Source organism: Pseudoduganella violaceinigra DSM 15887, from assembly GCF_000425385.1.
GTDB lineage: Bacteria > Pseudomonadota > Gammaproteobacteria > Burkholderiales > Burkholderiaceae_D > Rugamonas > Rugamonas violaceinigra.
In genome coordinates, this window is record NZ_KE384357.1 from 429,459 (window position 1) to 454,788 (window position 25,330).

General features: G+C 64.2%; 25 protein-coding genes. 11 read left to right on the forward strand and 14 right to left on the reverse strand.

Annotated elements, in window-relative coordinates; translation table 11 throughout:
- Positions 1-24 precede the first annotated feature (24 nt).
- Positions 25-990, reverse strand: coding sequence for a hypothetical protein (locus tag H597_RS0121680; protein ID WP_028103961.1), 966 nt, complete (start codon positions 988-990; stop codon positions 25-27).
- Positions 991-1,178: 188 nt separating this feature from the next.
- Complete coding sequence (locus tag H597_RS0121685; RefSeq protein WP_051294001.1) at positions 1,179-2,024, reverse strand: nucleotide excision repair endonuclease; 846 nt, start codon at positions 2,022-2,024, stop codon at positions 1,179-1,181.
- A 26-nt stretch (positions 2,025-2,050) separates the two neighbouring features.
- On the opposite strand from H597_RS0121685, the gene H597_RS0121690 reads away from it, so the two are divergent.
- Both H597_RS0121690 and H597_RS0121695 read left to right on the forward strand, forming a co-directional pair.
- A complete protein-coding gene (locus tag H597_RS0121690; RefSeq protein ID WP_035374859.1) occupies positions 2,051-2,548 on the forward strand; it encodes a YgjP-like metallopeptidase domain-containing protein in 498 nt (165 codons plus the stop codon).
- Between the two features lie 68 nt (positions 2,549-2,616).
- Entirely contained in the window at positions 2,617-3,987 is a 1,371-nt protein-coding gene (locus tag H597_RS0121695) for a glycosyl hydrolase family 79 C-terminal domain-containing protein (protein WP_154668216.1), read from the forward strand.
- A 2-nt stretch (positions 3,988-3,989) separates the two neighbouring features.
- Here H597_RS0121695 and H597_RS0121700 read toward each other — a convergent pair whose 3' ends face one another.
- From H597_RS0121700 to H597_RS0121740, 9 genes are all read right to left on the reverse strand, one after another.
- A complete protein-coding gene (locus tag H597_RS0121700) occupies positions 3,990-4,529 on the reverse strand; it encodes an LOG family protein (protein WP_028103965.1) in 540 nt (179 codons plus the stop codon).
- Positions 4,526-5,191, reverse strand: a complete 666-nt coding sequence (locus tag H597_RS0121705; protein WP_028103966.1) for a TetR/AcrR family transcriptional regulator — start codon at positions 5,189-5,191, stop codon at positions 4,526-4,528. Before H597_RS0121705 ends, H597_RS0121700 begins: the two co-directional genes overlap by 4 nt.
- Positions 5,192-5,248: 57 nt before the next feature.
- Positions 5,249-5,596, reverse strand: a complete 348-nt coding sequence (locus H597_RS0121710) for a phasin family protein (protein ID WP_028103967.1) — start codon at positions 5,594-5,596, stop codon at positions 5,249-5,251.
- Positions 5,597-5,667: 71 nt separating this feature from the next.
- Positions 5,668-9,291, reverse strand: coding sequence for an EAL domain-containing protein (locus tag H597_RS0121715; protein ID WP_028103968.1), 3,624 nt, complete (start codon positions 9,289-9,291; stop codon positions 5,668-5,670).
- A 35-nt stretch (positions 9,292-9,326) separates the two neighbouring features.
- Positions 9,327-10,301 carry a sensor histidine kinase gene (locus H597_RS32005; RefSeq protein WP_051294002.1) on the reverse strand — a complete coding sequence of 325 codons (975 nt, stop codon included), beginning with the start codon at positions 10,299-10,301 and terminating at the stop codon, positions 9,327-9,329.
- 76 nt (positions 10,302-10,377) lie between these two features.
- Positions 10,378-11,265, reverse strand: a complete 888-nt coding sequence (locus tag H597_RS0121725) for an esterase/lipase family protein (RefSeq protein ID WP_028103969.1) — start codon at positions 11,263-11,265, stop codon at positions 10,378-10,380.
- Positions 11,266-11,268: 3 nt separating this feature from the next.
- The gene (locus H597_RS0121730; RefSeq protein WP_028103970.1) at positions 11,269-12,876 is read right to left on the reverse strand and encodes a GMC family oxidoreductase; all 1,608 of its coding nucleotides are present in this window, start codon (positions 12,874-12,876) and stop codon (positions 11,269-11,271) included.
- Positions 12,873-13,370, reverse strand: coding sequence for a hypothetical protein (locus tag H597_RS0121735; protein WP_028103971.1), 498 nt, complete (start codon positions 13,368-13,370; stop codon positions 12,873-12,875). Before H597_RS0121735 ends, H597_RS0121730 begins: the two co-directional genes overlap by 4 nt.
- Positions 13,371-13,435: 65 nt before the next feature.
- Positions 13,436-14,197, reverse strand: a complete 762-nt coding sequence (locus H597_RS0121740) for an RNA methyltransferase (protein ID WP_028103972.1) — start codon at positions 14,195-14,197, stop codon at positions 13,436-13,438.
- A 151-nt stretch (positions 14,198-14,348) separates the two neighbouring features.
- Between H597_RS0121740 and H597_RS0121745 the strand changes: the two genes are divergently transcribed.
- From H597_RS0121745 to H597_RS0121775, 7 genes are all read left to right on the forward strand, one after another.
- Positions 14,349-15,131, forward strand: coding sequence for an inositol monophosphatase family protein (locus H597_RS0121745; RefSeq protein WP_028103973.1), 783 nt, complete (start codon positions 14,349-14,351; stop codon positions 15,129-15,131).
- A 149-nt stretch (positions 15,132-15,280) separates the two neighbouring features.
- The gene (locus tag H597_RS0121750; protein ID WP_028103974.1) at positions 15,281-16,714 is read left to right on the forward strand and encodes a DEAD/DEAH box helicase; all 1,434 of its coding nucleotides are present in this window, start codon (positions 15,281-15,283) and stop codon (positions 16,712-16,714) included.
- A 116-nt stretch (positions 16,715-16,830) separates the two neighbouring features.
- A complete protein-coding gene (gene otnI, locus H597_RS0121755; protein WP_028103975.1) occupies positions 16,831-17,613 on the forward strand; it encodes a 2-oxo-tetronate isomerase in 783 nt (260 codons plus the stop codon).
- Positions 17,614-17,685: 72 nt separating this feature from the next.
- Positions 17,686-18,489 (forward strand): hypothetical protein, encoded by an 804-nt coding sequence (locus H597_RS32010; protein WP_083941224.1) that lies wholly within the window; start codon positions 17,686-17,688, stop codon positions 18,487-18,489.
- On the forward strand, positions 18,486-18,950 hold the full coding sequence (locus H597_RS0121765; RefSeq protein ID WP_028103976.1) for a hypothetical protein: 465 nt from the start codon (positions 18,486-18,488) through the stop codon (positions 18,948-18,950). Before H597_RS32010 ends, H597_RS0121765 begins: the two co-directional genes overlap by 4 nt.
- A 54-nt stretch (positions 18,951-19,004) precedes the next feature.
- Positions 19,005-19,382 carry a TraR/DksA family transcriptional regulator gene (locus H597_RS0121770; protein ID WP_035374861.1) on the forward strand — a complete coding sequence of 126 codons (378 nt, stop codon included), beginning with the start codon at positions 19,005-19,007 and terminating at the stop codon, positions 19,380-19,382.
- A 9-nt stretch (positions 19,383-19,391) separates the two neighbouring features.
- Positions 19,392-20,291: a universal stress protein gene (locus H597_RS0121775; protein WP_028103978.1), complete on the forward strand. Its 900-nt coding sequence runs from the start codon at positions 19,392-19,394 to the stop codon at positions 20,289-20,291.
- Between the two features lie 22 nt (positions 20,292-20,313).
- On the opposite strand, the gene H597_RS0121780 is transcribed toward H597_RS0121775, so the two are convergent.
- Complete coding sequence (locus H597_RS0121780; RefSeq protein WP_028103979.1) at positions 20,314-20,673, reverse strand: hypothetical protein; 360 nt, start codon at positions 20,671-20,673, stop codon at positions 20,314-20,316.
- Positions 20,674-20,841: 168 nt separating this feature from the next.
- On the reverse strand, positions 20,842-21,372 hold the full coding sequence (locus H597_RS0121785) for a glycine zipper domain-containing protein (RefSeq protein ID WP_028103980.1): 531 nt from the start codon (positions 21,370-21,372) through the stop codon (positions 20,842-20,844).
- A gap of 115 nt (positions 21,373-21,487) precedes the next feature.
- Here H597_RS0121785 and H597_RS33510 point away from each other — a divergent pair, with 115 nt between their 5' ends.
- A complete protein-coding gene (locus tag H597_RS33510) occupies positions 21,488-22,918 on the forward strand; it encodes a PAS domain-containing sensor histidine kinase (protein WP_051294003.1) in 1,431 nt (476 codons plus the stop codon).
- Positions 22,915-24,177, forward strand: a complete 1,263-nt coding sequence (gene nosR / locus H597_RS0121795) for a response regulator c-di-GMP phosphodiesterase, NosR family (protein WP_028103981.1) — start codon at positions 22,915-22,917, stop codon at positions 24,175-24,177. Before H597_RS33510 ends, nosR begins: the two co-directional genes overlap by 4 nt.
- Here the strand turns inward: nosR and H597_RS0121800 are convergent.
- A complete protein-coding gene (locus tag H597_RS0121800) occupies positions 24,137-25,330 on the reverse strand; it encodes a PAS domain-containing sensor histidine kinase (protein WP_028103982.1) in 1,194 nt (397 codons plus the stop codon). The genes nosR and H597_RS0121800 overlap by 41 nt on opposite strands.

The window sequence follows — 25,330 nt, forward strand, 5'->3', positions numbered from 1 at the left end:
TAAACGCGCGCCATCGCCGCAATATCAATCGATCGCCAACTGCACGCCATGCCTGGCCTGCAGGATCCGAAGATAGCTCAACGCCACGCGCTGGGCGTACTCCGCCCGGTCGGGCTGCTCCTCCATGACCAGCGACTTGAGTTCCTCCAGTACCGCGAAATAGCGTGAAGCCAGATATTGCGGCAGGCCAGCGCGGTCAAGCTCCAGATTGGCGGCGCCGTTATCCTCATTCCTGATCTGCATGAAATAGCAGCGGATGGCGCAGAACACCCCCAGCGCGTCCGAGGCAGCGGCCCGCAGCGCCAAATCCAGCGACTGTTGCATGAACGTGGCGCTGTGTTGTTCGACAAGCGGATAAACCGCATGCACCAGCAGCTCGTGGTGGTCTGTCGGCAGCAGCGGCGCCTCTTCGCCGGGCGGCGTGCCGAAAACGCACTGTTCGCCGCGAATCAGGCGGAAGAAGGCGTGTCCTTTGATCTGCTCGTAGACATCTTCCTTGCTTGGCCGCGCCTCCACGCCAGGCCAGCCAAGGATCGGCGTTTTGGTGATGCCTTTCTCTGCCAGCTTGCGCTGAAACTCAAAAATAAAGTCCGGAATATCCACTTCATCCGGCTTGAAATACGAAGTTGGCCGTCCAAGCGCAATCAGGCTGATTTGGTGGGCGCGGGGATCGTCGTAGGATAAGGTCAGCTTGTATTCGCCAGCCTTGTCGACCGTGAACACGAACACCAAAGGGCGGGCGTGGCCTTCTGCCGCCACCGCATCGAATAGCGCTGGAAGCAAATCATCCAGGCGGTCCTTGATCTCGTCAGGCTCCGGTTTCGCTACCGCGACTTGGCGTCCGTAACGGTAAATGCGTTCGCGCGAAGTATGGCCTGGTCCCGAAGAGTGAACCCGCAGGTATATTTGATCCCATACGGGCAGTGTGGTGTTTGCCAGGTCGTGCAATGTGCGTAATACCAGCCGCACAATCTCGTCTTTATTGGGCATAAAACTTAAAAATTTCTCTGTTGGCGCGAGACGAGAGTCGCTCAACCTGCCATTATCGCCCGAAGTTGCACTTACCTCAACTATGCCAGCGTGGTCACCTCGGGATGACCGGGACGGGCGTCCTCATGAAAAAGGTCGCCAGGATAGCGCGCCAGCAGCCCATTGGCTGCCCTCGCGCGCCATATCATTCAGAGCTCCTCGATGCATAAGGCGCCCTTCTCCAGTGGGCGCACGAGAATATTGTACACATCGATATCAAAATTCACGGGCGCAGCGCCTGGCACATCGACGCCCAGGTAGCACCAGCGGTCGACAATCGCACGCTGGCGCAGGCCCGCGGACTCCTCGATGATGGCGACCGCGCCAGCGAATGGCCAGCGCGTCACGCGCAATGGCGCCAGTGCCAGGCGCACGCGCGCAGCATGGTCGGCGGCCGATTCTTCGCCGGTGCAGGCGCCTTTGCAGCGCGCCACCTGCCGCGCAAAGCATGGCCGTCCCGGCACGCCTTTCTCCAGCCCGGTGGCGACGCTGCACAGGCCGCGCGCATGCACGACATCGCGCAGCGTTTCGATTGCCGCCTTTTTGCTGCCAAACAAACCATAAAGTTGCTCGGCCACCGCAAAATCGACCTCGCGCGCAAAGACGATCTCCGGCGCATCGCCCGCCATGCTGATCGAGCACATTTCGCGCAGGCGGCGCAGTTTGCTGTTGAACACCGGCTGGTGCCGTTTGACCAGCTCCGACTCGCGCAGCAAGGCGCCGATCTCGCCGCCGGTACGTTCAAAGTCGATGGTGGCGGCACGCGCCAGCATCTGCATTTCCTCGGCGGTGCGCATATGCGAGAGCACGCGCGTACGGATATTCACGCTTTTGCCGATGTAGACCGGCTTGCCGGCGGCATCGCGGAAGATGTAGACACCAGGCAGCGATGGCAAGGCATCGATGCAATCGCGGGGAATGTGGGCGGGATAGCTGAAGTTCAATACGGGGTCGCTGACCACCAGCAGTCCCACCGAATTGACGTGGGTGCGCATGCGCTCATGATACCATTCGGCCCGTTATGAAATACCTCAGCGCTTACTCAGAACAGACACTTTCCCAGGTCCGCCAGGTGCTGGACCAGGGCCGCCTTGGCGACGTGCTGAAGCAACGTTATCCGAAAGCCCACGATATCCGCAACGACCGTGCGCTGTACGACTATGTCCAGGACCTGCGCAACGAATTCCTGCGCAACGCCGCGCCGATTGACAAGGTGGCATTCGACAGCAAGATCCACGTGATCAACCACGCGCTCGGTCTGCACACGTCGGTATCGCGCGTCCAGGGCGGTAAGCTGAAGGCCAAGCACGAAATCCGCGTCGCCACCATGTTCAGGGAAGTGCCTTTGGAATTCCTGCGCATGATCGCCGTGCACGAACTGGCCCACGTGAAGGAAAAGCAGCACGACAAGGCGTTCTACAAGCTGTGCACCTATATGGAGCCGAACTACCACCAGTATGAGTTCGATACCCGCTTGTACCTCACCCACCTCGATGCATCCGGCCAGCGCCTTTGGTAGCGTTGAATTACCTACTTGCCCTGCCACTCCTGCTTGCGCCCGTCAGCGCAATGGCGCAGGCGCCAGACGTGCAGGTATCCATCGCACAGGCGGACCTGCGCAATGGCACGACGCCCATTCCCGAAGCATTCGCCGGCCTGGATTTCCCGCTGGCCGACGTGACCACGGTGATCGGCAATGCAAAAGGCCTCAATCCCACGTTCTCCAATTTGTTGAAAAACCTGGCCATGTTCGCCAGCAATGGCCGCATCCGTATCCGCATCGGCAACGACACCCTGGCCTGGACCGGCCCGAATGCGCCCCAGAAGGACCGCATTCCCGCGTTGGCGCACCTGGCGCGGCAGTTCAATGTGTCCTACCTACTGGGCGTTGACTTCAAGAGCGCTAACCTCGCGGCCACGACCGATGCGATATCCGCGCTGACCAGCCCCGGCTCGGGCTTGCCGGCAAATAGCATCGAGGCGCTGGAGTTGGGCAATGAAGCGGACCTCTATCCGGCCAAGGCACAAGCGGACGGCAACTGGAACTACAGCCTGTTCGATGCGCGCTTCGCCAGCGTTGCCAAGGCCGTGGGCAAAGTAGCGGCCCCGGTGTGGGCCGGCACCAAAGGCCCTTTCTTCGGCCGAGGCATGGAAAATCCACTGGCAAGCTTCGTCTCCAGCAATGCGGCCAGTATCAGCATGGTGGATATGCACCAGTACTACGGCTCCAATTGCCATGGCGCGACGCTCTCGCCGGGCGACTTGCTGAAGCCCTTGGCGACCACCGGGGCCCAGGCGTCCTTTCAGCCGCATATCGCCGCCGCCCATGCACATCGCCTGCCATTTATCCTGAGCGAATGGAACTCCGCATCTTGCGGCGGCATTGCGGGCGTCAGTGACACTTTCGAGTCGGCATTGTGGACACTCGACGGATTGTTCGAATGGCTCGGTGTGGGACTGGACGGCGTTACCCTGACAACGGGCAATGGCCTCCCCTATTCGCCATGGCAGTTCAAACCCGCCGCTGGAGGAACCAGCGTCAGCGTGGCGCCGAACTACTATGGTCTGCGGATGTTCCTGCAGGCGACGCAGCATTCAGCCAGGCGCGTCAACCTGACGCTCGCCAATGGCACTCGGCATAACGTCAAAGCCTGGGCAACAATCGATGCGCAAAATATCGTGCGGGTCGTGCTGATCAACAAAGACCGCAGCTTTACGGGCCCAATTGGAATTTCCCTGGGCGGGTACGCGGCGCCCGCAAGCTATGCACTGTCGGCCCCAAGCTTCAGCGCGAGCAATGGGCTGCGCTATGCGGGCCAGTCTTTCGACGACACGCCGGACGGCAGCCCGGCCGGCGCACTGACCGCCCCCACTCTTGCCGCTACGACGCCTGGGCGCTATGACTACCGCTTCAGCGGTATCGGCGCAGTCCTGCTCGAATTTAAACCCGCGCCCTAAGTTCAGGCTTTGTTGAGGCTTTGCACCAGCGCGGCCGGCGAGGCATTGACGCGCACCATGGCCGCATGCTGCGGCTTGATGAAGCCTTCGTCGCGGGCGTGGTCGATAAATCCGACCAGCTTGTCGTAGAAACCGTCCACATTCAGCAGCCCGACCGGCTTGGAATGGATGCCCAGCTGCGACCAGGTCAGCATCTCGAACAGTTCTTCCAGCGTCCCCATACCACCCGGCATGGCGATAAAGCCGTCCGACAGCTGCGCCATCATGGCCTTGCGTTCGTGCATATCCTTGACGATGAACTGGCGCGTCAGGCCGCTGTGGCCCACTTCACGTTCCACCAGCGCGGTCGGGATCACCCCCGTCACCTCGCCGCCCAGGCGCAGCACTTCGTCGGCGATCACGCCCATCAGGCCCACATTGCCGCCGCCATAGACCAGCGACAGGTTCTGCGCCACCAGCGCGGCGGCCAGGGCGCGCGCCTGCTCGGCGTAGCGCGGGGAGACGCCGGCATTGGCGCCGCAATACACGCAAATCGATTTCATTTGAGCTTCTTCAGGTATTCTTCGGACAATTTCTGGAACAGCAGGCTGGTTTCACCGCGCAGGTAGGGGCCGATCTGGGACAGCACCTGGTAGCAGCCGCGCGCCAGCGCATCCGCCATCGATTGCTGTTCCGAGTATTTGCGCGGGTTGCGCACGAATTCGTAGGACAGCCAGTAGGTCGCCACCACCACCATATTGACCGACATCGCATCGATCGCCATATCGCTGGCCTCCAGCGAGCCTTCGCTGCGCAGGTCCAGGCACAGGTTGCGCGCGACCTTGATCTTGTGGGCCAGCAGCTCCTTGAACTCCAGCTCCAGCTTCCGGTTGCGCGACAGCAGGTCGTTCAGGTCGCGGTAAAAGAAACGGTAGCGCCAGATCAACTCAAACATCAGGTGCAGGTAGAGCCAGACATCCTCCACGTTCGAGCGGCGGCCGCTCGGCACCTGCAGCATCCGTTCCGCTTCGGCCTTGAACTGGACGAAGATGGAATTGACGATATCGTCCTTGTTCCGGAAATGGTAATAGAGATTCCCCGGGGAGATGTTCATCTCCTCGGCGATAACGGTGGTCGTGATATTTGGCTCGCCGAACTCGTTGAACAAGCGCAGCGAGAGTTCTAGGATGCGTTCGCGGGTTCGTCTTGGCGCTTTTTGTAGCATAACAGGGGCTCTATTGATTCCCCTGCAAGGATATCACTATTAGAAGTTTTCCAAAAGTTAGGCCTTTTTCATTGTGGTCTTTTTGACGGGCTTTTTCACCAGCGCCTTCAATTCGTCCACCTGGCGGCCCAATTCTTCCATCCGCTCGATCAAGGCATTGATATCCTGCCGCATCGGCACCCCGATCGAGTCCAGGGCCCGGGTGACGCGCTCCTCGAACACTTTTTCCAGGGTGTCGACGGTCTGGGCCACGTGGCTGGCGCGGTCGCCTTCCACGGCGCGGGCCCGTTTCTGCAAATCCGTGAATGCGCCCAGGCCGGCCTTCCAGATTTCTTGCGCGGACTCGCGCACTGCCTTGGTCAGGCGTTCTTCGCTTTCTTCAAAGGATTTCGTCTTCTTCCCCATGGCGGCGGCTCCTCCATTTATCCTGGAGCCATTGTATGCCGCGCACTCTAGAACCGGGCTTCTAAAGGCCTTCAGTTCAGATATTGGGGCGCCCGCAGCTGCGAATGCAGGCGGAAGCCTTCGCGGATATTCTCCCGCAGCACCGCGCCCTTCCAAGGCTTGGTGTAGAAGCGGTCGATCGCGCCGTGGTTGATGGCCGCCATGATCGGCGTCAGGTCGGCATAGGCCGACAACATGATCCGGAAGGTGTCCGGCGCCAGATTCTTGACCCGCTCCATGAACTCCGTGCCCGTCATCATGGGCATGCATTGGTCGCACAGGATCACCTGCACCCGGTGCCGCGCCAGCACGTCGAAACCTTCCGCCGCCGTCTGCGCGGTCAGGATACGGTAGCCGTCCTGGGCCAGGAAATCGCTCAGCACGTCGAGCATGAAGGCGTCGTCGTCAACGATCAGCAAGGTTTGCTGGTCGACGATGTTCTCGTCGCTCGGCGCCTGCAAGTGGCGCCCTTCGTTCAGCATCTGCACGAAATCGGCCTCCGGCAAGGGGCGGCTGAAATAGTAGCCCTGCATCTCATCGCAATCGTGGCGGCGCAGATAGGACAGCTGGGCGTCCTTTTCCACGCCCTCGGCGATCACCTTCAGCTTCAGGCTGTGGGCCATATTGATAATGGCCAGCACAATCGCCGCGTCGTCCGGATTACTGGTCACCTCGCGCACAAAGGCGATGTCGATCTTCAGCTTGTCGATCGGGAAGCGTTTCAGATAGGCCAGCGAGGAATAGCCGGTGCCGAAATCGTCGATGGAGATCTTCACGCCGAGCGCCTTCAAGTTTTGCAGCACCGTGATGGTTTCTTCGGCATTGGACATCAGCGAGCTTTCCGTCAGCTCCAGCTCCAGCAGTTCCGGCGCGATATCGTTGTCCTTGATGGCCCGCATCACCTCCTCTTCCAGGCCGCCGACGAAGAACTGGATGCCCGAAACATTGACCGACAGGTGCACGGCGCCGACCTGGCTTTTCGCCCATTCCGCAATCTTGCGGCAGGATTCGTGCATCACCCAGCTGCCGACCCGCACGATCAGCCCTGTTTCCTCCAGCAGGGGGATGAACAGCCCCGGCGACACCATGCCATGGCCGGGGCGCTCCCAGCGCAGCAGAACCTCGGCGCCGCTGATACGGCCCGAGGCGATATGCACCTTGGGCTGGTAGAACAGCCGGAATTCGTTATTGTCGATGGCCCGGCGCAGCGCATTTTCCATGTCCAGCCGCGCCAGCGATTGCGCGTTCATCTCCGCCGTGAAGAAGCGGAAGGCGTCGCGCCCCGCCTCCTTCGCCCGGTACATGGCGGTATCGGCATACTGGATCAGGGTATCCGGATCGCTGCCATCCTCCGGGAAGACGGAAATACCGATGCTGGCCGTCACCGTCACTTCGTGTCCCTTCAGGTCGAAGGGCTGGCGCATCGATTCCCGGATCTTGTCCACCACCGCGATGGCGTTCTGCGCCCCTTCCGGCAGCATCAGGATCGCCGCGAACTCGTCGCCGCCGAAGCGCCCGATGGTGTCGCGCACGCGCAGGCACTCCACCAGGCGGCTGGAGAACTGGCGCAGCAGCTCGTCGCCGATGGTATGCCCCAGCGTGTCGTTGATGTTCTTGAAGCGGTCCATGTCGAGGAACAGCACCGCCAGCGCCCAGCCATGCTCGTTCGCCTGCTTCAGCGACAGCGTCAGCGAATCGTAGAACTGGCTGCGGTTCGGCAGGCCGGTCAGCGTGTCGAAATGGGCCAGCTTGAGCAGGCGGCGCTCAGCTTCCTTGCGCTCCGTGATATCGCGCGCCACCGCCACCAGGATCCAGTTCTGCCCCGAGCGCAGGGTGCGGCGCTGCACTTCCACCGACAGCGGCGCCCCGTCCTTACATTCGAGCAGCAGCTCCGCCATCGCCCCGCTCTGGTCGCCCGCCAGCAGCTTGTCGTACAGGTCCTGCAGCGGCCGCAGCCCCGTCTCGAGTTCGCGGTCCTGCCCTACTTTCAGGAATTCCTCGCGCGCGAAGCCCAGCATGCGGCAGGCCGTCACATTGACGTCGATGAAGCAGGAATTGGCGCGGTCGACCAGAAAGATCGCATCGGCCGTCGCGTCCATCGCCAGGCGGAAGCGGCGCAGGTCTTCGTCGAGGCGGATGCGCGCGTTCATGTCCAGCTGCAGCTGGGCGTGGTGGCGGCTGATTTCCTCGTACAGCAGCAGGTTTTCGTAGGCCACCGAAATCTGCGCCGCCACCGTCACCGCCACCCGTTCGTCAACTTCGCTGAATTCGTCGGCGCCCAGCTTGTCCACCAGGTACAGCCAGCCGTGCACCCGCTCGCGCGAGGCGATCGGCACGCCAAGGAAGGAATGCACCTGCGGGTGCCCGGCCGGCAGCCCGATTTCGCGCGGATCGCCGCCCAGGCGGCTCATGCGGACCGGCTGGCGCTGCCGCAGCAGGCTGTCCAGGATACCGGCGCGCGGCTGGCCGGCCACCACGTGCGCCTGCTCGTCCGTGCCGCAGGAGGCGAAATAGCTGGTCTCGTTCGAATCCTGTTCCAGCACGCCGATGCAGGCAAAGCGCGACACGCAGATATTCTGCGCCACGCGCACGCCGATCTCGATCAGGCCCTGGCCATCGCGCTCTGCGCCCAGCTCGATACCCAGCTCGATCAGCGCCGTCAGGCGCAGGCTGACCGCCTGCAGGCTGGAAAGGGAGCGCGACAGCCGCTCCGTCATCTGTTTCAGGTGTTCCGGCTCGCCGTCGTGCGCTTCGCCGTTGTTGGCAATCCGCGTGATCAGCTGGCTGCTCGACTCCAGTTCGTCGATATATTCAGCGACCTTGTTCTCGATATTGAACAGGCGGCCCTGGCTGGGCGGCTCGGGGGCGAACGCCGGCAGCACCTCGAGCTGCTCCGCCACGCCGAGCGCCTCGTGCACCGTTTTCAGGATCACGTCGGGGTCGGAAGGCTTGGGCAGCACCCAGCGCACGCCGCAGGCCTCGGCCACCGCCATCGCCTCGCGCTCGCGGTAGGTCGCCGTGTAGAAGATGATCGGCACATCCGCCAGTTCCGGATGGCTGCGGATGCGGTTGACGAATTCGTAGCCGTCCATATTCGGCATCAGGATGTCGGAAATGACCAGGTCCGGCTTTTCCGATTCCATCACCTTCAAGCCTTCCATGCCGCTGGACGCCTCCAGCAGCCGGTGGCCGCTGTAGCCAAGCAGCGTCATCAGGAATTCCCGGTTCAGCACATGATCGTCAACGATCAGGATGGTCGCGATGTCGTTCTCATCCCGGGGCGACATCTCCCCCGGCAAAAAAGACTCTATCTGCGTCACGAAGGTGTCGGGCTCGATCGGCTTGCCGATATAGCCGTCGAAGCCGGAGGCCAGCAGCTTTTCGCGGTCGCCGACCATGGCCAGCGCCGTCACGGCCAGCGCCGGGATGTCTTTCAGGTTGGGATCTTGCTTCAGCTGGGCCACCACACCGTAGCCGTCCAGCTTGGGCAGGTGCACGTCGCAGATAATCAGGTCCGGCACCTCCCGCCGGGCCACCGCCACCCCTTCCTCGCCGTTATGGGCAAGCAGGGGCTGGTAGCCGAATGCACGCAGCAGGTACACCATTAGCTCCATATTGGTGGGATTGTCTTCAATGATGAGGATGCGCGCGGACATTGGTACTCCCGTCATTGTGTCGTCTCTAGTATCCGCTATTCCAGCGGCAGTGTGAGCACAAATATGCTGCCGTTGCCCGGTTTATCGAAATACCGGATCGATCCATCCAACAATGCGGCCAATTTATGGCTCAGGTGGATGCCCAGTTGCTGCAGGCTGTCCTCCGTGATGCCGCCGCCCGTGTCGCTGACACTCACTTGCACGACCGGCCTGCCGTCCGCCACGCTGCGTTCCAGGCCGATGCGCACTTCCCCGCGCTCGGTGAACTTGATCGCGTTATTCACCAGATTCACCAGGATCTGCTGCAGGGCGCGCCGGTCGGTGCGCAGCATCACCGCCTGCGACGGCGCACGGAATTGCAGCACCAGGCCCTTCTCGCGCGCCTGCGGCCGGAACACCAGCGCCAGCTCCTCGATGAGGGCGCGGCAGTTCAGGGGTTCACGATGCAATTCGACCTTGCCCGAGCCCAGTTTCGTCAGGTCGAGCAAGTCGTTGATCAGGGATAGCAGGTGGCGGGCGCTCGCTTGCACGGTGCGCAGCTGCTTTTCCTGCTCCGTGTTCAATGGCCCGGGCAGCTGCATCAGCAATGTGCCGGTAAAGCCGATGATGGCATTCAGCGGGGTGCGCAGTTCATGCGACATGCTTGCAAGGAAGCGGTCCTTGGCCTGGCCGGCCTGCGCCAGTTCGCTGATGTCGCGCACCGCATGGACCTGGAGCAGCGCGCTGCCGGCGCTGGCCCGGCCGCTCTTGACGTCGACCGGAAAGAACGTGCCGCCCTTGCGCAGGCCGCTCGCTGCCGGTCCGGCCGGCAGCACGGCGGCCATCTCCATGCCCTGCATTTCGCCCGGCAGGTAGCCGAACAAATCCTCCGCCGGACTATTGGCCAGCACGATCCGGCCGCATTCATTGGCCATGAAAATCGCATCCGGCATGGATTCGAGCAGGCTGCCGAAACGTTCTTCAGCGTCCAGGGTGTCCACATGATCGATCTTGCCGAATTCGGTCGCCATCGTCCTGCTTTCTGATTGAAACTCACAGAATTCCACATCCCTTGCAGCAGCGCTTCTTGCTTGGCCTCAAGACAGTCTAAGTGATCCCCAAAATCTCCGCAAGAATGTGCTTGGCGATCGCGGGATGGCGGCCCATGGCGACGTGGCCGACGCCCGGCAGCGCGATATTGCGGGCGCCGGGCAGGTGGCAGGAATTCTGCGGCGCGATGATGTTGTCGTGCCAGGAGTAGATGGAAGTCAACAAGCCGCGCTGGGGGCGGTCGGCGGCATCGAGCTGCGCCAGCCACTCGGCGTCGCGGCGCATCTGGCGCGCGTTGTGGCCCGGCCCCATGTGCGCCAGGTCGGTGCCATGGTGGGGCGTGGCCAGGGTGATGATGCGCGCCGCATGCTGCGCCCCAAATCGGCGCAGCCAGGCGCGCGCCACCAGGCCGCCCATGCTGTGCGCCACGATGATGACTTTGTCACTGCGGCTTGCGGCAAGCAAGCCTTGGACGGCCTGCTCCAGTTGGACCGCGAACTGCTCGATATCGCCGAATACCGGCTCCAGATCGACCGTGGCGTGGCTGTAGCCCTGTTCCTCCAGCTGCGCGGCCAAGTGCACCCAGAAGCCGCCGTTGGCGCCGTAACCGTGCACCAGCAGCACCGGCAAGCCGCGCGGCGCAGCGGCCAGGTGCAGGCGCGGCCGGTGCAGCAGCATATGCCAGGAAGTCACCGACAGGGTCGAGACGTACTCGTGGAAGAACAGCTGCAGGCGTTGCGGCCAGTCCAGCTGCGCGCTGTCCGGCACCGGCCGCAAGGTCATGCGGAAATTATTGGCCGTGATGGCCAGGCGCGCCAGCAGGACCGCCAGCACCGCCAGCAGCAAGGCCACGTCGGCCGGCACCCAGTGCGAAAGAGCCCATGCGATGCCGATCGCGGCCACGACTTGCACTGCCATCACCAGCATCAGCATGCGCTTCACCATCGATCAGCCCTTCGCGCCCAGGCGCTCGGCCAGGCCGCTCGCCAGCCGGGCCGTGACGCCGTAGATCGACAACTGAGGATTGGCGCCGATCGAGGTCGGGAACAGCGAGCCGTCATGGACAGAGAGGTTGCCGATGCCGCGATACAGGCCATCCGGCGCCACCACCCCGTTGGCGGCGTCGCCGCTCATGGCGCAGCCGCCCATCACGTGGGCCGAGACCACGCGCGTCAGCAGCTTTTGCAGCGGCAGCGCGGCGATGCCCTGGCGCGCCTCGTCCCAGCTGGCGTACGGCTGCTTGACCAGCTCGTGCACCGGGCTGACGGCGTCGGCGCCGGCGGCGAACTGGATTTCCGCCATGGTCAGCAAGGCGCGCCGCGCGCCCTCCCAGAAGTACGGCGTCAGCGGGTAATCCAGCTGCGGCGAACCGTCGCCGCGCAGCGTGACGCGGCCGCCGGCCGCCTCCGGATGGAAGCCGTCGCGCAGCAGCGCCAGCATGCCCTGCACCTGGGCAAAGCGCTGCATCAGCTTGGCGTGGCTGGCGCCGAAGGCCGACAAGGTGGTCGCGCCCAGCACCGGGTGCAGCGGCGCGACTTCCAGCTTGTAGCCCATCGGCCCGTCCACCGCCTGGGTATGCAGGAAATGGTCCGAATACACGGTCTGCGGGGCGCCGCTAAAGGCTTCCACCGGCTGCCGGTAAGCCCCCATCGAAATCACCACCGGGTGCAGGAAAGTGCGCTGGCCAAGCAGCTGCTGCGGGTCGGGCGCGCCGGAACGCAGCAGCAAGGCCGGCGAATTGATGGCGCCGCCGGCCACGACAAAATGGCGCGCCTTCAGCGTGATGCGGCGTCCGCTCGCTGCCTGGCCATCGGCGGTCAGCGCCACGCATTCCAGCGCGGTCGCCTGGCCGCCCGCCAGGCTGAAGCGCTCGGCGCGCGCCCGGGTCAGCAGCATGGCGCCTTTTTCCAGCGCGCCGGGGATGGTGGTGACCAGCATCGATTGCTTGGCATTGGTCGGGCACCCCATGCCACAATAGCCCAGGTTCCAGCAACCGTTGACGTTGCGGCGGATCAGGCCTGTGGTGATGCCCAGCTTATCGGCGCCGACACGCAACAGGTCATTGTTCTGGTTGGGCGGGGTCGGCCAGTCGCCAATATGCAGGCGCTCTTCCATCTTCTGGAACCAGGGCGCCATGCCTTCCACACTGTAGTCGCGCAAGCCGTAGCGGGACTGCCACCAGCCCAGCGTATCGGCCGGGGTGCGGAAGCTGGACGTCCAGTTGACGACGGTGGTGCCGCCCACGGTCCGCCCTTGCAGGATATTGATCGCCTTGTCGACCGTCTTGCGGGCGGCCGATTCCTGGTACAGCGAAGGGTAGGCGTCCGCCTCGCGCATCTTGAAGTCGCGCGACGACTTCAGCGCGCCCTCTTCCACCATCAGGACTTTCAGGCCGGCCTGCGCCAGGATTTCCGCCGTCACGCCGCCGCCGGCGCCGGTGCCGACCACGACCACGTCGGCGTCGAAGCTGCGGTCCTGCTGCAAGGTGGAGGCATCGATGACTTGCCAGCCGGCGGCGATGCCGGCCTGGATCGGATCGGGAATCGGGCTGCTCATGCGCTCAACTCCTTCATCGGGCCGGGATAGCCGATGGCCGCCCAGGTGGACGGCTCGGCATACCAGCCGCCGATCACCAAGTCGTGCAGGCCGTGGTAGGCCGTCTGCAGCATTTCCGTACGGTGGGTGCGCCAGCTTTGCAGGAAGGCCGCCACCTCGGCCGGCGTCGCCTCCGGCCAAGCCGGCACGCCGGCCAGCAGGCGCCGCGTGGGCGCCATGGACAGCAGGCCGAACAGGTCGCTGATTTCCTTCTGCACGCGCAGCGGCAAGCCCTGGATAGCGCCGGCCACACGCTCGATGCCGGCATCGAGTTCCGGCCGCGCCGGCGACAAACCGGTGATGGCCGGGAGCAGCGCCGCCAGCATTGTGCGGCCCTGCGAGTCCAGGGCGAAGCGCTCTGGCACGGCAGGACGCAGTTGCCGGTACACGGCCCCGCCCGCGATAAGCGCCAGGCCGCCCAATAGCCCAGCCTTCAAAAATGATCTGCGTTGCATCTAGTCTCCTCTTGTTATAGGGAGGATTCTAAGGACGCAGCCGGGCCGCGGCTAGAGAATGGCCTCTAATCCTTGCGGCTGCGGGCCTGCATCTGGCGCGCAATGCCGCGCAGGATGTTGACTTCCTCCGTCTCCAGGCCAGCGCGCGCGAACATGCGCTTCAGGCGCGGCATCAGCTTGCGCGGATTGCTCGCGTCGAGGAAGCCGACGTCCACCAGTGCCTGCTCCAGGTGCTGGTACAAGCCTTCGATCTGGGCCGCGCTGGCCGCCTCGCCCTGGAAGCCGACCGGGCTGGCCGCGCGCTGCCCGTCCAGCGCCGCCATGCGGCATTCATAGACCAGCACCTGCGCCGCCTGCGCCAGGTTCAGCGAGGAATAATCGGGATTGGCGGGAATATTCACCAGCACATTGCAGGGCTCTACGATCTCGTTGGGCAGGCCAAAACGCTCATTGCCGAAGATCAGGGCCGCACGCAGCTCGCTCGCGCCGGCCAGTTGGCCGGCGAACTCGCGCGGCGTCACCACTGGCGGCGAGAACTCGCGCAGGCGCGCCGACACGGCGGCCGTGAAATGGATGTCCGTCAATGCCTCGGCCATGCTGCCGACCACGCGCGCCGAGGCCAGGATGTCCTGTGCGCCGGAGGCGAATGCCACCGCCTCCTCGTGTTCGCAGGCCCCTTCAAAGCGGGGGCTGACCAGCACCAGGTCGGAAAACCCCATGGTTTTCATGGCGCGCGCCACCGATCCGATATTACCCGGGCGGCTGGTTTCCACCAGGATGACGCGCAGGCGGTGGAAGGCGGAGGATGCGGTTTCGGTCGGCTTCATTTACAATAGCGGGATTCTGCGTTGGGCCGCATTTTACTCTGCCCGCACAACGCACCGCTCTTTTTCAATCTTGTCATCATTTCCGCTGCCGGATGCGCGAAGCGTTTCCGTGGGCGGCAATGTCTATTTTACGGAAGCTAGTATGCACCCAATGCTGAATACGGCCATCAAGGCCGCGCGCCGTGGCGCCGCTGTGATCAACCGCGCATCCTTTGATCTGGATCGCGTAAGCGTAACTGAAAAACAACACAATGACTTCGTCACTGATGTTGACCAGGCCGCCGAGCAGGCAATCATCGAGGTGCTGCTGAAGGCCTACCCCGACCATGCCATCTTCGCCGAAGAGTCGGGCATCACCGGCACCGTAAATGACGAGAGCGAATACGTGTGGATCATCGATCCACTGGACGGCACCACCAACTTCATACACGGCTTCCCACAGTACTGCATCTCCATCGCCCTGCAGCAGAAAGGCGTGGTGACCCAGGCCGTGGTGTACGACCCGGTGCACAATGACCTGTTCACCGCCAGCAAGGGCGCCGGCGCCTACCTGAACGAAAAGCGCATCCGCGTCAACAAACTCGACCGCATCAGCGGCGCCCTGCTCGCGTCCGGCTACAAGCCAGGCAGCCCGGCTGCCATCGCCGAATTCGCCAAGATGTTCACCATCATGGCCGAGCGCTCGCACGGCATCCGCCGCGCCGGCTCCGCCGCCCTGGACCTGGCCTACGTGGCCTGCGGCCGCCTGGACGGCTACTACGAAAAGAACCTGAAGCCTTGGGATATCGCTGCCGGCGCCCTGCTGGTGACCGAAGCGGGCGGTATTGCCGCCGAGTTCAACGGCGAGACCAACTATATGAATAGCGGCAATATCATCGCCGCCTCGCCCAAAGTCTTCGGCCAAATGATTGGCCTGCTGGCAGAGTTTGCATAAATTCAAGCCCAGATCCGCCACAGAAGAGGCCCCGCGGGGCCTCTTTGTTATTGCCGTGCGTCAACGAAGCAGGCTTTACTGTTATACTCCAGTCAGCGCCGACGTTTCCGCTTGGCAATAATTTACACACAATTTCCATAACTATAACTATGAACTTTAGCGATCTCGGCTTGTCTGATGCCATCGTGCGCGCAGTCGCCGAAACCGGCTATACAGCCCCCACCCCGATTCAAAGCCAGGCCATTCCCGCCGTACTCGATGGCGGCGACCTGCTGGCCGGCGCCCAGACCGGCACCGGCAAGACCGCCGGCTTCACCCTGCCCGTGCTGCACCGCCTGTCCACCGACGCCGTCGGCAGCAAGCTGGCCAACACCACCTCGCCGCGCCCAATCCGCGCCCTGATCCTGACCCCGACCCGCGAACTGGCGGCCCAGGTGGAAGAAAGCGTCAAGGTCTACGGCAAGTACACCAAGCTGAATTCGGCCGTGATCTTCGGCGGCGTCAGCATCAACCCGCAGATCAAGCTGCTCAAGCACGGCGTCGACATCCTGGTCGCCACGCCGGGCCGCCTGCTCGACCACATGGGCCAGGGCACCGTCAACCTGGACAAGATTGAAATCCTGATCCTGGACGAAGCCGACCGCATGCTGGACATGGGCTTCATCCGCGACATCCGCAAAGTGCTGGCCGCCCTGCCGCCGAAGCGCCAGAACCTGCTGTTCTCGGCCACCTTCTCCGACGAGATCAAGGCCCTGGCCGACGGCCTGCTGGACAAGCCGAAGACCATCGAAGTGGCGCGCCGCAATTCGACGGTGGAAATCATTTCGCAGAAGATCCACCCGGTCGACCGCGACAAGAAGCATCCGATGCTGTCGCACCTGATCCGCACCCACGCCTGGACCCAGGTGCTGGTATTCACGCGCACCAAGCACGGCGCCAACAAGCTGGTCGAACAGCTCGGACGCGATGGCGTGAAAGCCATGGCCATCCACGGCAACAAGAGCCAGACCGCGCGCACCCGCGCCCTGGCCGAATTCAAGGATGGCACGCTGCAATGCCTGGTCGCCACCGATATCGCCGCGCGCGGCATCGACATCGACCAGCTGCCGCACGTGGTCAACTACGACTTGCCGAACGTGCCGGAAGACTATGTGCACCGCATCGGCCGCACCGGCCGTGCCGGCGCCAAGGGCGAGGCCGTCTCCCTGGTCTGCGTCGATGAACACGGCATGCTGCGCGACATCGAACGCCTGATCAAGCAGACGCTGCCGCGCGAAGTCATTGCCGGCTTCGAACCGGACCCGAACGCCAAGGCCCAGCCGATCCAGCTGCGCAGCGGCGTCGGCCACCACCAGAACCGTCCGCCGCGCCAAGGCGGCAATGGCAATGGCAATGGCGGCGGCAACCGCAGCCAGAACGGCCAGGGCAAGCCGCGCGTAGCGGCCAATGGCAACGGCAATGGCGGCGGCGCCCCGCGCGGCGCGGCCCCGGCCGGCATCCGCCGCGACGCCCGCCCAGCCGGTAGTGGTGGCGGCGCCGGCGGCGCCCGCCCATCCAACGCCCCGCGCCAGCGCACCCGCTAAAGCAATTTTTGGCCCCCGTGGGGTCAGGAACAGGTGCGGACATTTTTTTCCGTAAGGCAGAAAATGTCCGCATGGCTTCCTGACCCCACGGGGGACATTTATTTATAATCGCGAACATGCCCAAGTTCGCTGCCAACCTGTCCATGCTGTTCACCGAGGCGCCTTTCCTCGAGCGCTTTGCGCTGGCGCATGCGGCCGGGTTTGCCGGCGTGGAATTCCTCTTCCCCTACGCCTTCGATTCCGACGAAATCAAGGAACGCCTGCAGCGCCACCAGCTGCAGCTGGTGCTGCATAATCTGCCGCCCGGCGATTGGCAGGCCGGCGACCGCGGCATGGCCTGCGATCCGCGCCGCTTCGCGGAATTCCAGGACAGCGTCCAGCTCGGCCTTGAATATGCCAGGGAACTGGGCGTGCCGCGCGTGCATTGCATGGCCGGCATCCTGCCCGGCGGCCTGGCGCCGGATCGGGCGCGCGCGGCCTATGTCCGCGCCCTGCAATACGCGGCCGACCAGTTCGCGCCGCACGGCATCGAGGTCCTGATCGAGCCGATCAACTGCTATGACATCCCCGGCTATTTCCTGAACCACAGCCGCGCGGCGCTCGATATCCTGGCCGACGCCGCGCGCCCCAACCTGTTCCTGCAGTACGACATCTACCATATGCAGCGCATGGAAGGCGAACTGGCCAATACCATCCGCGCCTGCCTGCCCCATATCCGCCACATGCAGCTGGCCGATACGCCGGGCCGCCACCAGCCGGGCACCGGCGAAATCCATTACCCCTTCCTGTTCCGCTTGCTTGACGAGCTCGCCTACCCGGGCTGGATCGGCTGCGAGTACCTGCCGTCCCCCCGTACCGAAGACAGCCTGGCCTGGCTCGCACCTTACCTGCGCGCCTGAACTTTGCGCTGGCGCAAACGCGCCGTCCGCCCCCGGGTGCAAGATGGTCCTTGCCGCCCGAGGAGACCCATCATGAAACGCTACCTGTGCATACTGTCCTGCCTGCTGCTGGCGGCCTGCGCCAGCAGTCCGCGCCTGCAGGAAGTCCGCAGCCTCGCCGAGGAAGCCCCCAAGCTGGCCGGCTTCAGCGAGCTTAGCCAGCGCTTCCGCGACACCTACCAGCGCGAGCAGCCCTACCTCAACCCTGCATCGGCCCAGCGCGAGGAAGCCATCGACCGCAAGCGGCGCGATGCCTATCCCGATTTCGTGGCCCTGCACGACGCCGCCACCATTTACCTGCGCGCCCTGGGCGCCCTGGCCGGCGGCGACACCTTCAACTACGGCGACCAGGTCAAGCAGATGGCCGAGGGCATCAAGGCCTGGCCCGACACCGGCCTGACCGACCGCCACGTCAACGCCTACGCCGCGCTGGTACGCCTGTTGCTGCGCGCGGCCACGGGCCGGGCCCAGGACCAGGCCGTGCAAACCATGCTGCGCGATGGCTACGAACCGCTGCAGGGCACGCTCGATGCCATGCATACCCTGCTGCGCTACTTCGACAAGACCCACGATAACGAGCAGCACATCGTGCTCGGCATGCTGGAAGTGGAAATCCCCTACGCCAACGCGCCGCGCGAACGCCTGCTGCTGGCGCTGGCCCGTTCGCACCAGCAGGAGAAGCTGCGCGAATACCGCCTGCTGGGCCTGCGCCATACCCTGGCCGCCCAGAATGTCGACGCCCTCCGCGAACGCCACGCGGCCCTGTACCGCGGCCTCGATCCCCTGCCGCCTGCCAGCGCCGTCCCGCCACTGACCGCCCAAGGAGCCCTGCCATGAGCCTGACCGCCGACCTGCCGCAAGACCTGGAAGCCCTGGCCGACAGCCTGTCGGCCAGCGCCGATGCACTGCACGAGCGCATCATGCGCGGCATCCGCCGCCAGCAGCGCCTGGATGGCGGCGACGGCGTGGATGTCGCCACGCCCCTGACGCAGGGCGCCGCCCAGGCCCTGTTCGAAAACGAGGTGGCGCTGCGCCAGCAAGCCAACAGCCTGTATGTGGATGCCGCCAGCCATTCGCTGGAAGGCATGGGCGTCAACCTGCCCGAGCTGCTGCGTCTGGCGGCCCAGGCGCGCGAAGCGATCCGCCGGATCGACCGCGTCAAGGAACTGGCCGGGGTCAGTGCCGACCTGCTGGCGATGGCGGCGGCGATCGCGGCGGCGCGCCCCGAGCACCTGGCCGCGCCCTTGCAAAGCCTGAAAAAACAGCTGGCCGCACGGCAGGCACGCGGGAGTGCGTAAACAACGCGGCAGGCATACAATGGTCTTCCGAACAATGAATTCGTGGAGACCGTCATGGGCCTGTCGCGCGAACAGCTTGCATCCTTGCAAGCCTTACTGGAGCAACGCAAGGTCGCGCTGCTGCAGCAGCTGGCTGGCCGCATGGACGGCGAGCTGGCGCGCGTGCCCGCGGTGGAGGAGATCGAAACCTCGCCGGCCGACAGCGCCAGCAACCGCACCTTGAACCAGCTCGAGCTGGAGGCCGACGAGCACAAGCAGGCCCAGCTCAGCAGTATCCGCCATGCCCTGGCCAAGATCGACGAGGGCAGCTACGGCTTGTGCGATAACTGCGGCAATGAAATTCCCTTCTCGCGCCTGAATGCCCGGCCCGAAGCGCCGCTGTGCATCGCCTGCCAGACGCGGCTGGAGAAAGCGACGGCCGCCCTGCGCTGAGGCGAAACCATGGCCTACAAAACCATCCTCGTGCATGTCGATGACGCACCGCACAGCGCAGCGCGCATCCTGCTGGCGGGCGAACTGGCGCTGCAGGAAGGCGCCCATGTGGTGGGAGTGGCCACCACCGGCATCTCGCGCTTCCTGTACCAGAACGAAACCGTGGACGACCAGGATCCCCACCTGGCGCGCCACCTCGGCATCCTGCGCGAGCGCGCCGGCCAGGCGCTGGCCGAATTCGCGCCGCGCCTGCGGGCGCTGGGCGTGCAATCGTTCGAACAGCGCATCCTCGACGACGAGGCGGCCGCCGGCCTGAGCCTGATGGCCCGCCACGCCGACCTGGTGATCGTCGGCCAGCTCGACCCGCGCGGGCGCGGCGCCGATGTGCCGGCCGAAGTACTGGCCGGCAGCGGCAAACCGGTCATGGTGCTGCCGTTCGCGGCCCGCACCTCGTCGGCCATTGCCGTCACGCGCGACGGCATCGCCAGTCCCGGCGCACCGGCGCCGGCGCGCCACATCCTGGCCGCCTGGAACGCCAGCCGCGAAGCGGGGCGCGCACTGCAGGACGCCCTGCCCCTGCTGCGCCGGGCCGACCGCGTGACCGTGGCCATCATCGATGCCGAAGCGCGCCCCGGCGTGTTCGGCCAACCGCCCGGCAGCGAGGTGCTGGCCTGGCTGGAGCGGCACGGCGTGATGGCGGCCCTGGTTCAGGGCCAAAGCGGGCGCCCGGGCTTGTTGAAACGGCCCGGCGACGTCGGCGGGCAACTGCTGGCGCTGGCCGCCGAGCGCGATTGCGATTTACTGGTGATGGGAGCGTATGGCCACTCGCGCCTGCGCGAAACCTTGCTGGGCGGCGTCACGCGCAGCGTGCTCGACGCCAGCACCCTGCCCTTGCTGATGTCGCATTAACCGTCCGCATTAACCGTCCGCATTAACCGTCCGATAGCCAAGCCTGGTTGCGGATCTTGGACACCTGACGCAGCGCCAGCCACTTCCAGATCTGCAGGGCGTCTTCCTGCTTGCAGCTCATATGGCGCGGCATGGCCAGGGCGAGTTCGCAATCGCGGTCCGACCACTCTTCATAGCGGACCGCACCATCCTGTCCCACTTCCACCTGGTACATGAGGCCATCGTCATAACCGAATTTGAGCGTGGCGCTGCCGGGTATGCCATCGGGGCCGTTGATCTTGCCGCCGTAGACATCCGCCAGTGCTGCCACCAGTTGGGCTTCGGTCGGCGCCGAAATATCGCGGCGGTCGGGCCGCGAAAGGACTACCCATGCCTGTGTCATTGACGCTCTCCCCCTGAAAACCAAGCGCTGAGGCTCTTGTGGCAGATGATGTACTGGACGGCACGCCGCGATCATGATCCACGTCTAGTTCGCTGCTTTTATTGTAGCAACTATCATACCGAAAATTACTTTTCACCCAGATGGCGTTTGGATTCCGCAACAGCCTGGTCAAACAAATTGCGGGACTGACAAGGGATCGAAATTTTTCCAGTCGCCGTCCTCGATCGTGCCCTCGGCCCGCTCGATGCCTTCGGCGCCCTGCTGGCGCATCAATGCCAGGGCGCGCGCTTCGTCCCCGCCCGTCACAGCGACGGCCACCATCATGCCGGACTTGCGCGGCGGCGGACCCGATTCACTTTTCTCCTGCATTTCGGAAAAACTGTATAGCGAGCCGACGTGCGCGCCCACCAGGCCGCCGAGCACGGGGCCCAGCGGGCCGGTGACGGGAATGGTGGCCGCGCCCAGCGCCGCGCCGACGGCGCCGCCGGTCAGTTCGCCCTTGGCAATGCCTTCCGGCGTTTGCCCGGCGCCTGGCGAGGCGATGCGGTCGCCGCCGATCGGGGTCAGCGCGTGCTGCCCCGGCGGATTGTTATAGAACGTGCTGATGCGGTCGGCAGCGAAGCCGGCCGCCTTGAATGCTTCACACACGTCCAGCGCGGTCTCCTGCAATTGAAAATGTCCGGCAATAATGGTGCTCATGGCGTTCTCCCAAAAACTCCAGCCTGCCCAAGCCCGGGATTTGTGACTGTTACCTGACGCACGCGCACGTTTTGACATATATAATCGATTCGTCCCCATCCGATGCCACTTTGACATGAGTAGCTTCCACGACGAAAGGACCATCGAGCGCACGGCCATCGCCCTGTCCGAATTATTGGACGGGCACCCTGTTGCGACCTTCGTCATCGACCGCGACCATGTCATCACGCACTGGAACAAGGCGTGCGAACACCTGCTGGGCTGGAGCACGCACGAAATGGTCGGCACCCGCCATCACTGGCAAGCCTTCTACACCAAGCCGCGCGCCCTGCTGGCCGATCTGATCGTCGACAATCTCGATCCCGCCACCGACCGCAATTTCCGCGACAAGTACCGCCCTTCTTCCCTGATTGACGGCGCCTACGAAGAAGAGGATTTTTTCCCGAATATCGGCGCGGCCGGGCACTGGCTGCAGTTCACGGCCGCGCCCCTGCGCGGGCGCGACGGCGAGCTGGTTGGCGCCATCCAGAGCCTGCGCGACGTCACCGAGCGGCGCGTGGCGGAAAACGCCCTGCGCCGCGCGCACGACAACCTGGAACACACGGTGCGCCAGCGCACGGCCCAGCTGGCAGAAGACATCCGCCAGCGCCAGCTGGCCGAAGAGGAGCTGCGCCGGCGCAATATCGAACTGACCGAGGTGAATGAGGCCTTGAGCCGCACCCAGCAGCAACTGATCCAGTCCGACAAGCTGGCCTCGATCGGCCAGCTGGCCGCCGGCGTCGCCCACGAAATCAATAACCCGATCGGCTATATCTTCTCCAACTTCGGCACCCTGCAAAGCTACCTGGACAGCCTGTTCTGCATGCTCGACGCCTACCAGCAAGCCGAAGGCGCCATCGTCGATCCCGCCGTCGCGGCGGGCCTGCGCGCCATGCGCGAGCAGGTGGAGCTGGAATTCCTGCGCACCGATATCCCGACCCTGATGCAGGAATCGAAGGAAGGCATAGTGCGCGTACGCCACATCGTGCAGGGCCTGAAGGACTTCTCGCGCGTCGACAGCCAGCAGGAATGGGTATGGGCCGACCTGCGCCAAGGCATCGACTCCACCCTCAACATCGTCGCCAACGAAATCAAATACAAGGCCGACGTGGTGCGCGAGTACGACGCCATTCCCGACATCGAATGCCTGCCGCTGCAGATCAACCAGGTGGCGATGAACCTGCTGGTCAACGCCGCCCACGCCATCGGCGCCCAGCGCGGCCGCATCGAGATCCGCACCGGCTGCGACGGCGAGCACGTCTGGTTCAGCGTGAGCGACAACGGCAGCGGCATCGCGCCGGAAAACCTGGGCCGCATCTTCGACCCCTTTTTCACCACCAAGGAAGTCGGCAAGGGCACCGGCCTTGGCCTGTCCCTTTCCTACGGCATCGTGCAAAAGCACCATGGCCGGATCGACGTTGACTCCGCACTGGGCAAGGGTACGACTTTCCGCGTCACCCTGCCCCAGAAGCGCCCTCCCAGCGAGCAAAAGGAAGCCTCCCCATGATGACCATCCTGTGCGTGGACGACGAGCCCAACATCCTGTCCTCCCTGCGCCGCCTATTCCGCGGCAAGGGCTACGAGGTGCTGACGGCCATCAGCGGTGCGCAGGGGCTGGAGCTGCTGGAGCAGCAGCCGGTCGACCTGGTCATTTCCGACATGCGCATGCCGGAGATGGACGGCGCCCGCTTCCTGGCCCAGGTGCGCGAACGCTGGCCCGGCACGGTGCGCCTGCTATTGACCGGCTACTCCGACGTGCAGTCGATCCAGGATGCCATCAACTGCGGCGAGATCTACCGCTATATCACCAAGCCCTGGGACGACAACGACATCCTGCTGATCGTGCGCCACGCCCTCGAGCGGCACCAGCTGGAGCTGGAAAAGCAGCGCCTGGAAGCGCTGACCGTGCAGCAGAACGAGGAACTGAAGGCCCTCAATTCCGGCCTGGAGCAAAAGGTCGAGGAGCGCACGCGCCAGCTCAAGGCCAACTTCCTGACCACCATCAAGATCCTGTCGAGCATCGCCGAAATGCGCGGCACCGGCCTGCCCGGCCACACGCGCCAGGTGGCCGACCTGGCGCGCAAGATGGCGGCTCAGATGAACCTGGAACCCAACGAAGTGCAGGACGTGTTCATCGCCGCCCTGCTGCACGACCTGGGCCGCATCGGCTTCTCGGACGAGATGCTGCGCACCCCGATGACCATGCTGCAGGGCGAGCAGCTGGCGCAGTTCCGCAAGCACCCGATCTCGGGCGAACACTTGCTGATGCCGCTGACCGACCTGGCCGGCGCCGCCGCCATCGTGCGCCACCAGATGGAACGCTTCGACGGCCAGGGCTTCCCCGACCGCCAGGCTGGCTTCGAGATCCCGGTGGGCGCCCGCATCCTGACCCTGGCCATCGACTACTTTAACCTGCAGCAGGGCGCCCTGGTGCAACGCCACCTGCGCCCGGAAGAAGCGAAATCGCTGGTGATGGACGGCAGCGGCAAGCGCTATGATCCGGCCGTGGTGCAAGCCTTCCGCCAGGTGGTCGACGGCGGCGTGCGCGGCGCCATGGAGAGCACCGATGTCGAACTGCTGTCCGGCGAGCTGGTGCCGGGCATGGTGCTATCGCGCGACGTGGTCAGCCGCGACGGCTTGATGCTGCTGGCCTCCGACCATGCGCTTGACGCGCGCAAGATCCAGCAATTGCAGGATTTCGAGAAAAAGAGCGGCCACCGCCTGCCTATCTGGGTTCAGCGCAGCGCAGTGGCAGGTGCACGGTGAACGCGGAGCCTTTACCGGATCCCGAGATCACGGCGATGCGCCCGCCGTGCTTGTGGACGATGCCGTAGGCCAGATAAAGGCCCAGTCCGATGCCGCTGCCGACCGGCTTGGTGGTGAAAAACGGGTCGAAGATGCGCGCCAGATTGTCAGGCGCGATGCCGGCGCCGTTGTCCTGGATGCGCACATGCACGCCTTCACTGTCGGCGCCGGTGACGATGCGGATGATGCCCTGGTCGGGAATCGCCTGCACCGCGTTCAGCAGGATATTGCGGAACACCTGTTGCAACTGGGCCGGCAGGCAGCGCACGGGCGGCAGCGCGCCGTAATGTTTTTCCACCTTGATCTTGAAGCGCAATTCGTTGGCCAGGGCCTGCAGCGCGCCGTCCAGTATTTCATGCAGGTCGGCCTGCTGCCACTGGCTGTCGCCACCCGCCGAAAAATCCTTCAATGCCTGCACGATGTCGCGCACGCGCCGCAGGCCGTCCATCGATTCGCGCAGCAGGGCCACCGTGTCCTCCTTCAGGAATTCGAAATCGGCCTGCTTGCGCTGCTCCGCCGTCGTGCTCTGTTCGACCAGGCCGAACAAGGTGTCGGCATAGCTTTTCAGGGTGCCCATATTCGAGGTGACAAAGCCGACCGGATTATTGATTTCGTGCGCCACCCCGGCCGCCAGCTGGCCGATCGAGGCCATGTTCTGCGCCTGCAGCAGGGTTTCTTCCATCTGCTTGCGGTCCGTGATGTCGGTCAGGGAACCGATCACTTCCAGCGGTGCGCCCTGCGCATCGCGGATCAGGCGCAGCTGGTCGTGCATCCATAGGTAGCGGCCGTCGGCAGTACGGAAGCGGTATTCGTAGGCGCGTTCGCCTTCGGTGAAGATTTGCGCCAGGCTGGAAAAAATGCTCGGCGCGTCGTCCGGATGGATATGGTCGAACCAGAAGTTGGGGTCGGCCAGCATCTCCTCGGGCCGGTAGCCCAGCACATTGTGCGCATTGGCGCTGACGAAGGTCATCTTGAAATCGCCGCTCGGCACCGTACTGTAGATGATGGCGGGCGTGTTGTCGACGAGGTATTTGAGCCGCTGCAGCGGATCGGCCGGTTCGCTGATACGCGCCGGCGCTTCGCTGGTGATGAAGTCAAAGTCCTCGAATTCCAT

Excerpts from the sequence above, each read along its gene's own strand:
- H597_RS0121680 (WP_028103961.1), bottom strand. The coding sequence starts at position 990 with ATGCCCAATAAAGACGAGATTGTGCGGCTGGTATTACGCACATTGCAC.
- H597_RS0121685 (WP_051294001.1), bottom strand. The coding sequence starts at position 2,024 with ATGCGCACCCACGTCAATTCGGTGGGACTGCTGGTGGTCAGCGACCCC.
- H597_RS0121690 (WP_035374859.1), top strand. The coding sequence starts at position 2,051 with ATGAAATACCTCAGCGCTTACTCAGAACAGACACTTTCCCAGGTCCGC.
- H597_RS0121700 (WP_028103965.1), bottom strand. The coding sequence starts at position 4,529 with ATGAAATCGATTTGCGTGTATTGCGGCGCCAATGCCGGCGTCTCCCCG.
- H597_RS0121705 (WP_028103966.1), bottom strand. The coding sequence starts at position 5,191 with ATGCTACAAAAAGCGCCAAGACGAACCCGCGAACGCATCCTAGAACTC.
- H597_RS0121710 (WP_028103967.1), bottom strand. The coding sequence starts at position 5,596 with ATGGGGAAGAAGACGAAATCCTTTGAAGAAAGCGAAGAACGCCTGACC.
- H597_RS0121715 (WP_028103968.1), bottom strand. The coding sequence starts at position 9,291 with ATGTCCGCGCGCATCCTCATCATTGAAGACAATCCCACCAATATGGAG.
- H597_RS32005 (WP_051294002.1), bottom strand. The coding sequence starts at position 10,301 with ATGGCGACCGAATTCGGCAAGATCGATCATGTGGACACCCTGGACGCT.
- H597_RS0121725 (WP_028103969.1), bottom strand. The coding sequence starts at position 11,265 with ATGGTGAAGCGCATGCTGATGCTGGTGATGGCAGTGCAAGTCGTGGCC.
- H597_RS0121730 (WP_028103970.1), bottom strand. The coding sequence starts at position 12,876 with ATGAGCAGCCCGATTCCCGATCCGATCCAGGCCGGCATCGCCGCCGGC.
- H597_RS0121735 (WP_028103971.1), bottom strand. The coding sequence starts at position 13,370 with ATGCAACGCAGATCATTTTTGAAGGCTGGGCTATTGGGCGGCCTGGCG.
- H597_RS0121740 (WP_028103972.1), bottom strand. The coding sequence starts at position 14,197 with ATGAAGCCGACCGAAACCGCATCCTCCGCCTTCCACCGCCTGCGCGTC.
- H597_RS0121745 (WP_028103973.1), top strand. The coding sequence starts at position 14,349 with ATGCTGAATACGGCCATCAAGGCCGCGCGCCGTGGCGCCGCTGTGATC.
- H597_RS0121750 (WP_028103974.1), top strand. The coding sequence starts at position 15,281 with ATGAACTTTAGCGATCTCGGCTTGTCTGATGCCATCGTGCGCGCAGTC.
- otnI (WP_028103975.1), top strand. The coding sequence starts at position 16,831 with ATGCCCAAGTTCGCTGCCAACCTGTCCATGCTGTTCACCGAGGCGCCT.
- H597_RS32010 (WP_083941224.1), top strand. The coding sequence starts at position 17,686 with ATGAAACGCTACCTGTGCATACTGTCCTGCCTGCTGCTGGCGGCCTGC.
- H597_RS0121765 (WP_028103976.1), top strand. The coding sequence starts at position 18,486 with ATGAGCCTGACCGCCGACCTGCCGCAAGACCTGGAAGCCCTGGCCGAC.
- H597_RS0121770 (WP_035374861.1), top strand. The coding sequence starts at position 19,005 with ATGGGCCTGTCGCGCGAACAGCTTGCATCCTTGCAAGCCTTACTGGAG.
- H597_RS0121775 (WP_028103978.1), top strand. The coding sequence starts at position 19,392 with ATGGCCTACAAAACCATCCTCGTGCATGTCGATGACGCACCGCACAGC.
- H597_RS0121780 (WP_028103979.1), bottom strand. The coding sequence starts at position 20,673 with ATGACACAGGCATGGGTAGTCCTTTCGCGGCCCGACCGCCGCGATATT.
- H597_RS0121785 (WP_028103980.1), bottom strand. The coding sequence starts at position 21,372 with ATGAGCACCATTATTGCCGGACATTTTCAATTGCAGGAGACCGCGCTG.
- H597_RS33510 (WP_051294003.1), top strand. The coding sequence starts at position 21,488 with ATGAGTAGCTTCCACGACGAAAGGACCATCGAGCGCACGGCCATCGCC.
- nosR (WP_028103981.1), top strand. The coding sequence starts at position 22,915 with ATGATGACCATCCTGTGCGTGGACGACGAGCCCAACATCCTGTCCTCC.
- H597_RS0121800 (WP_028103982.1), bottom strand. The coding sequence starts at position 25,330 with ATGGAATTCGAGGACTTTGACTTCATCACCAGCGAAGCGCCGGCGCGT.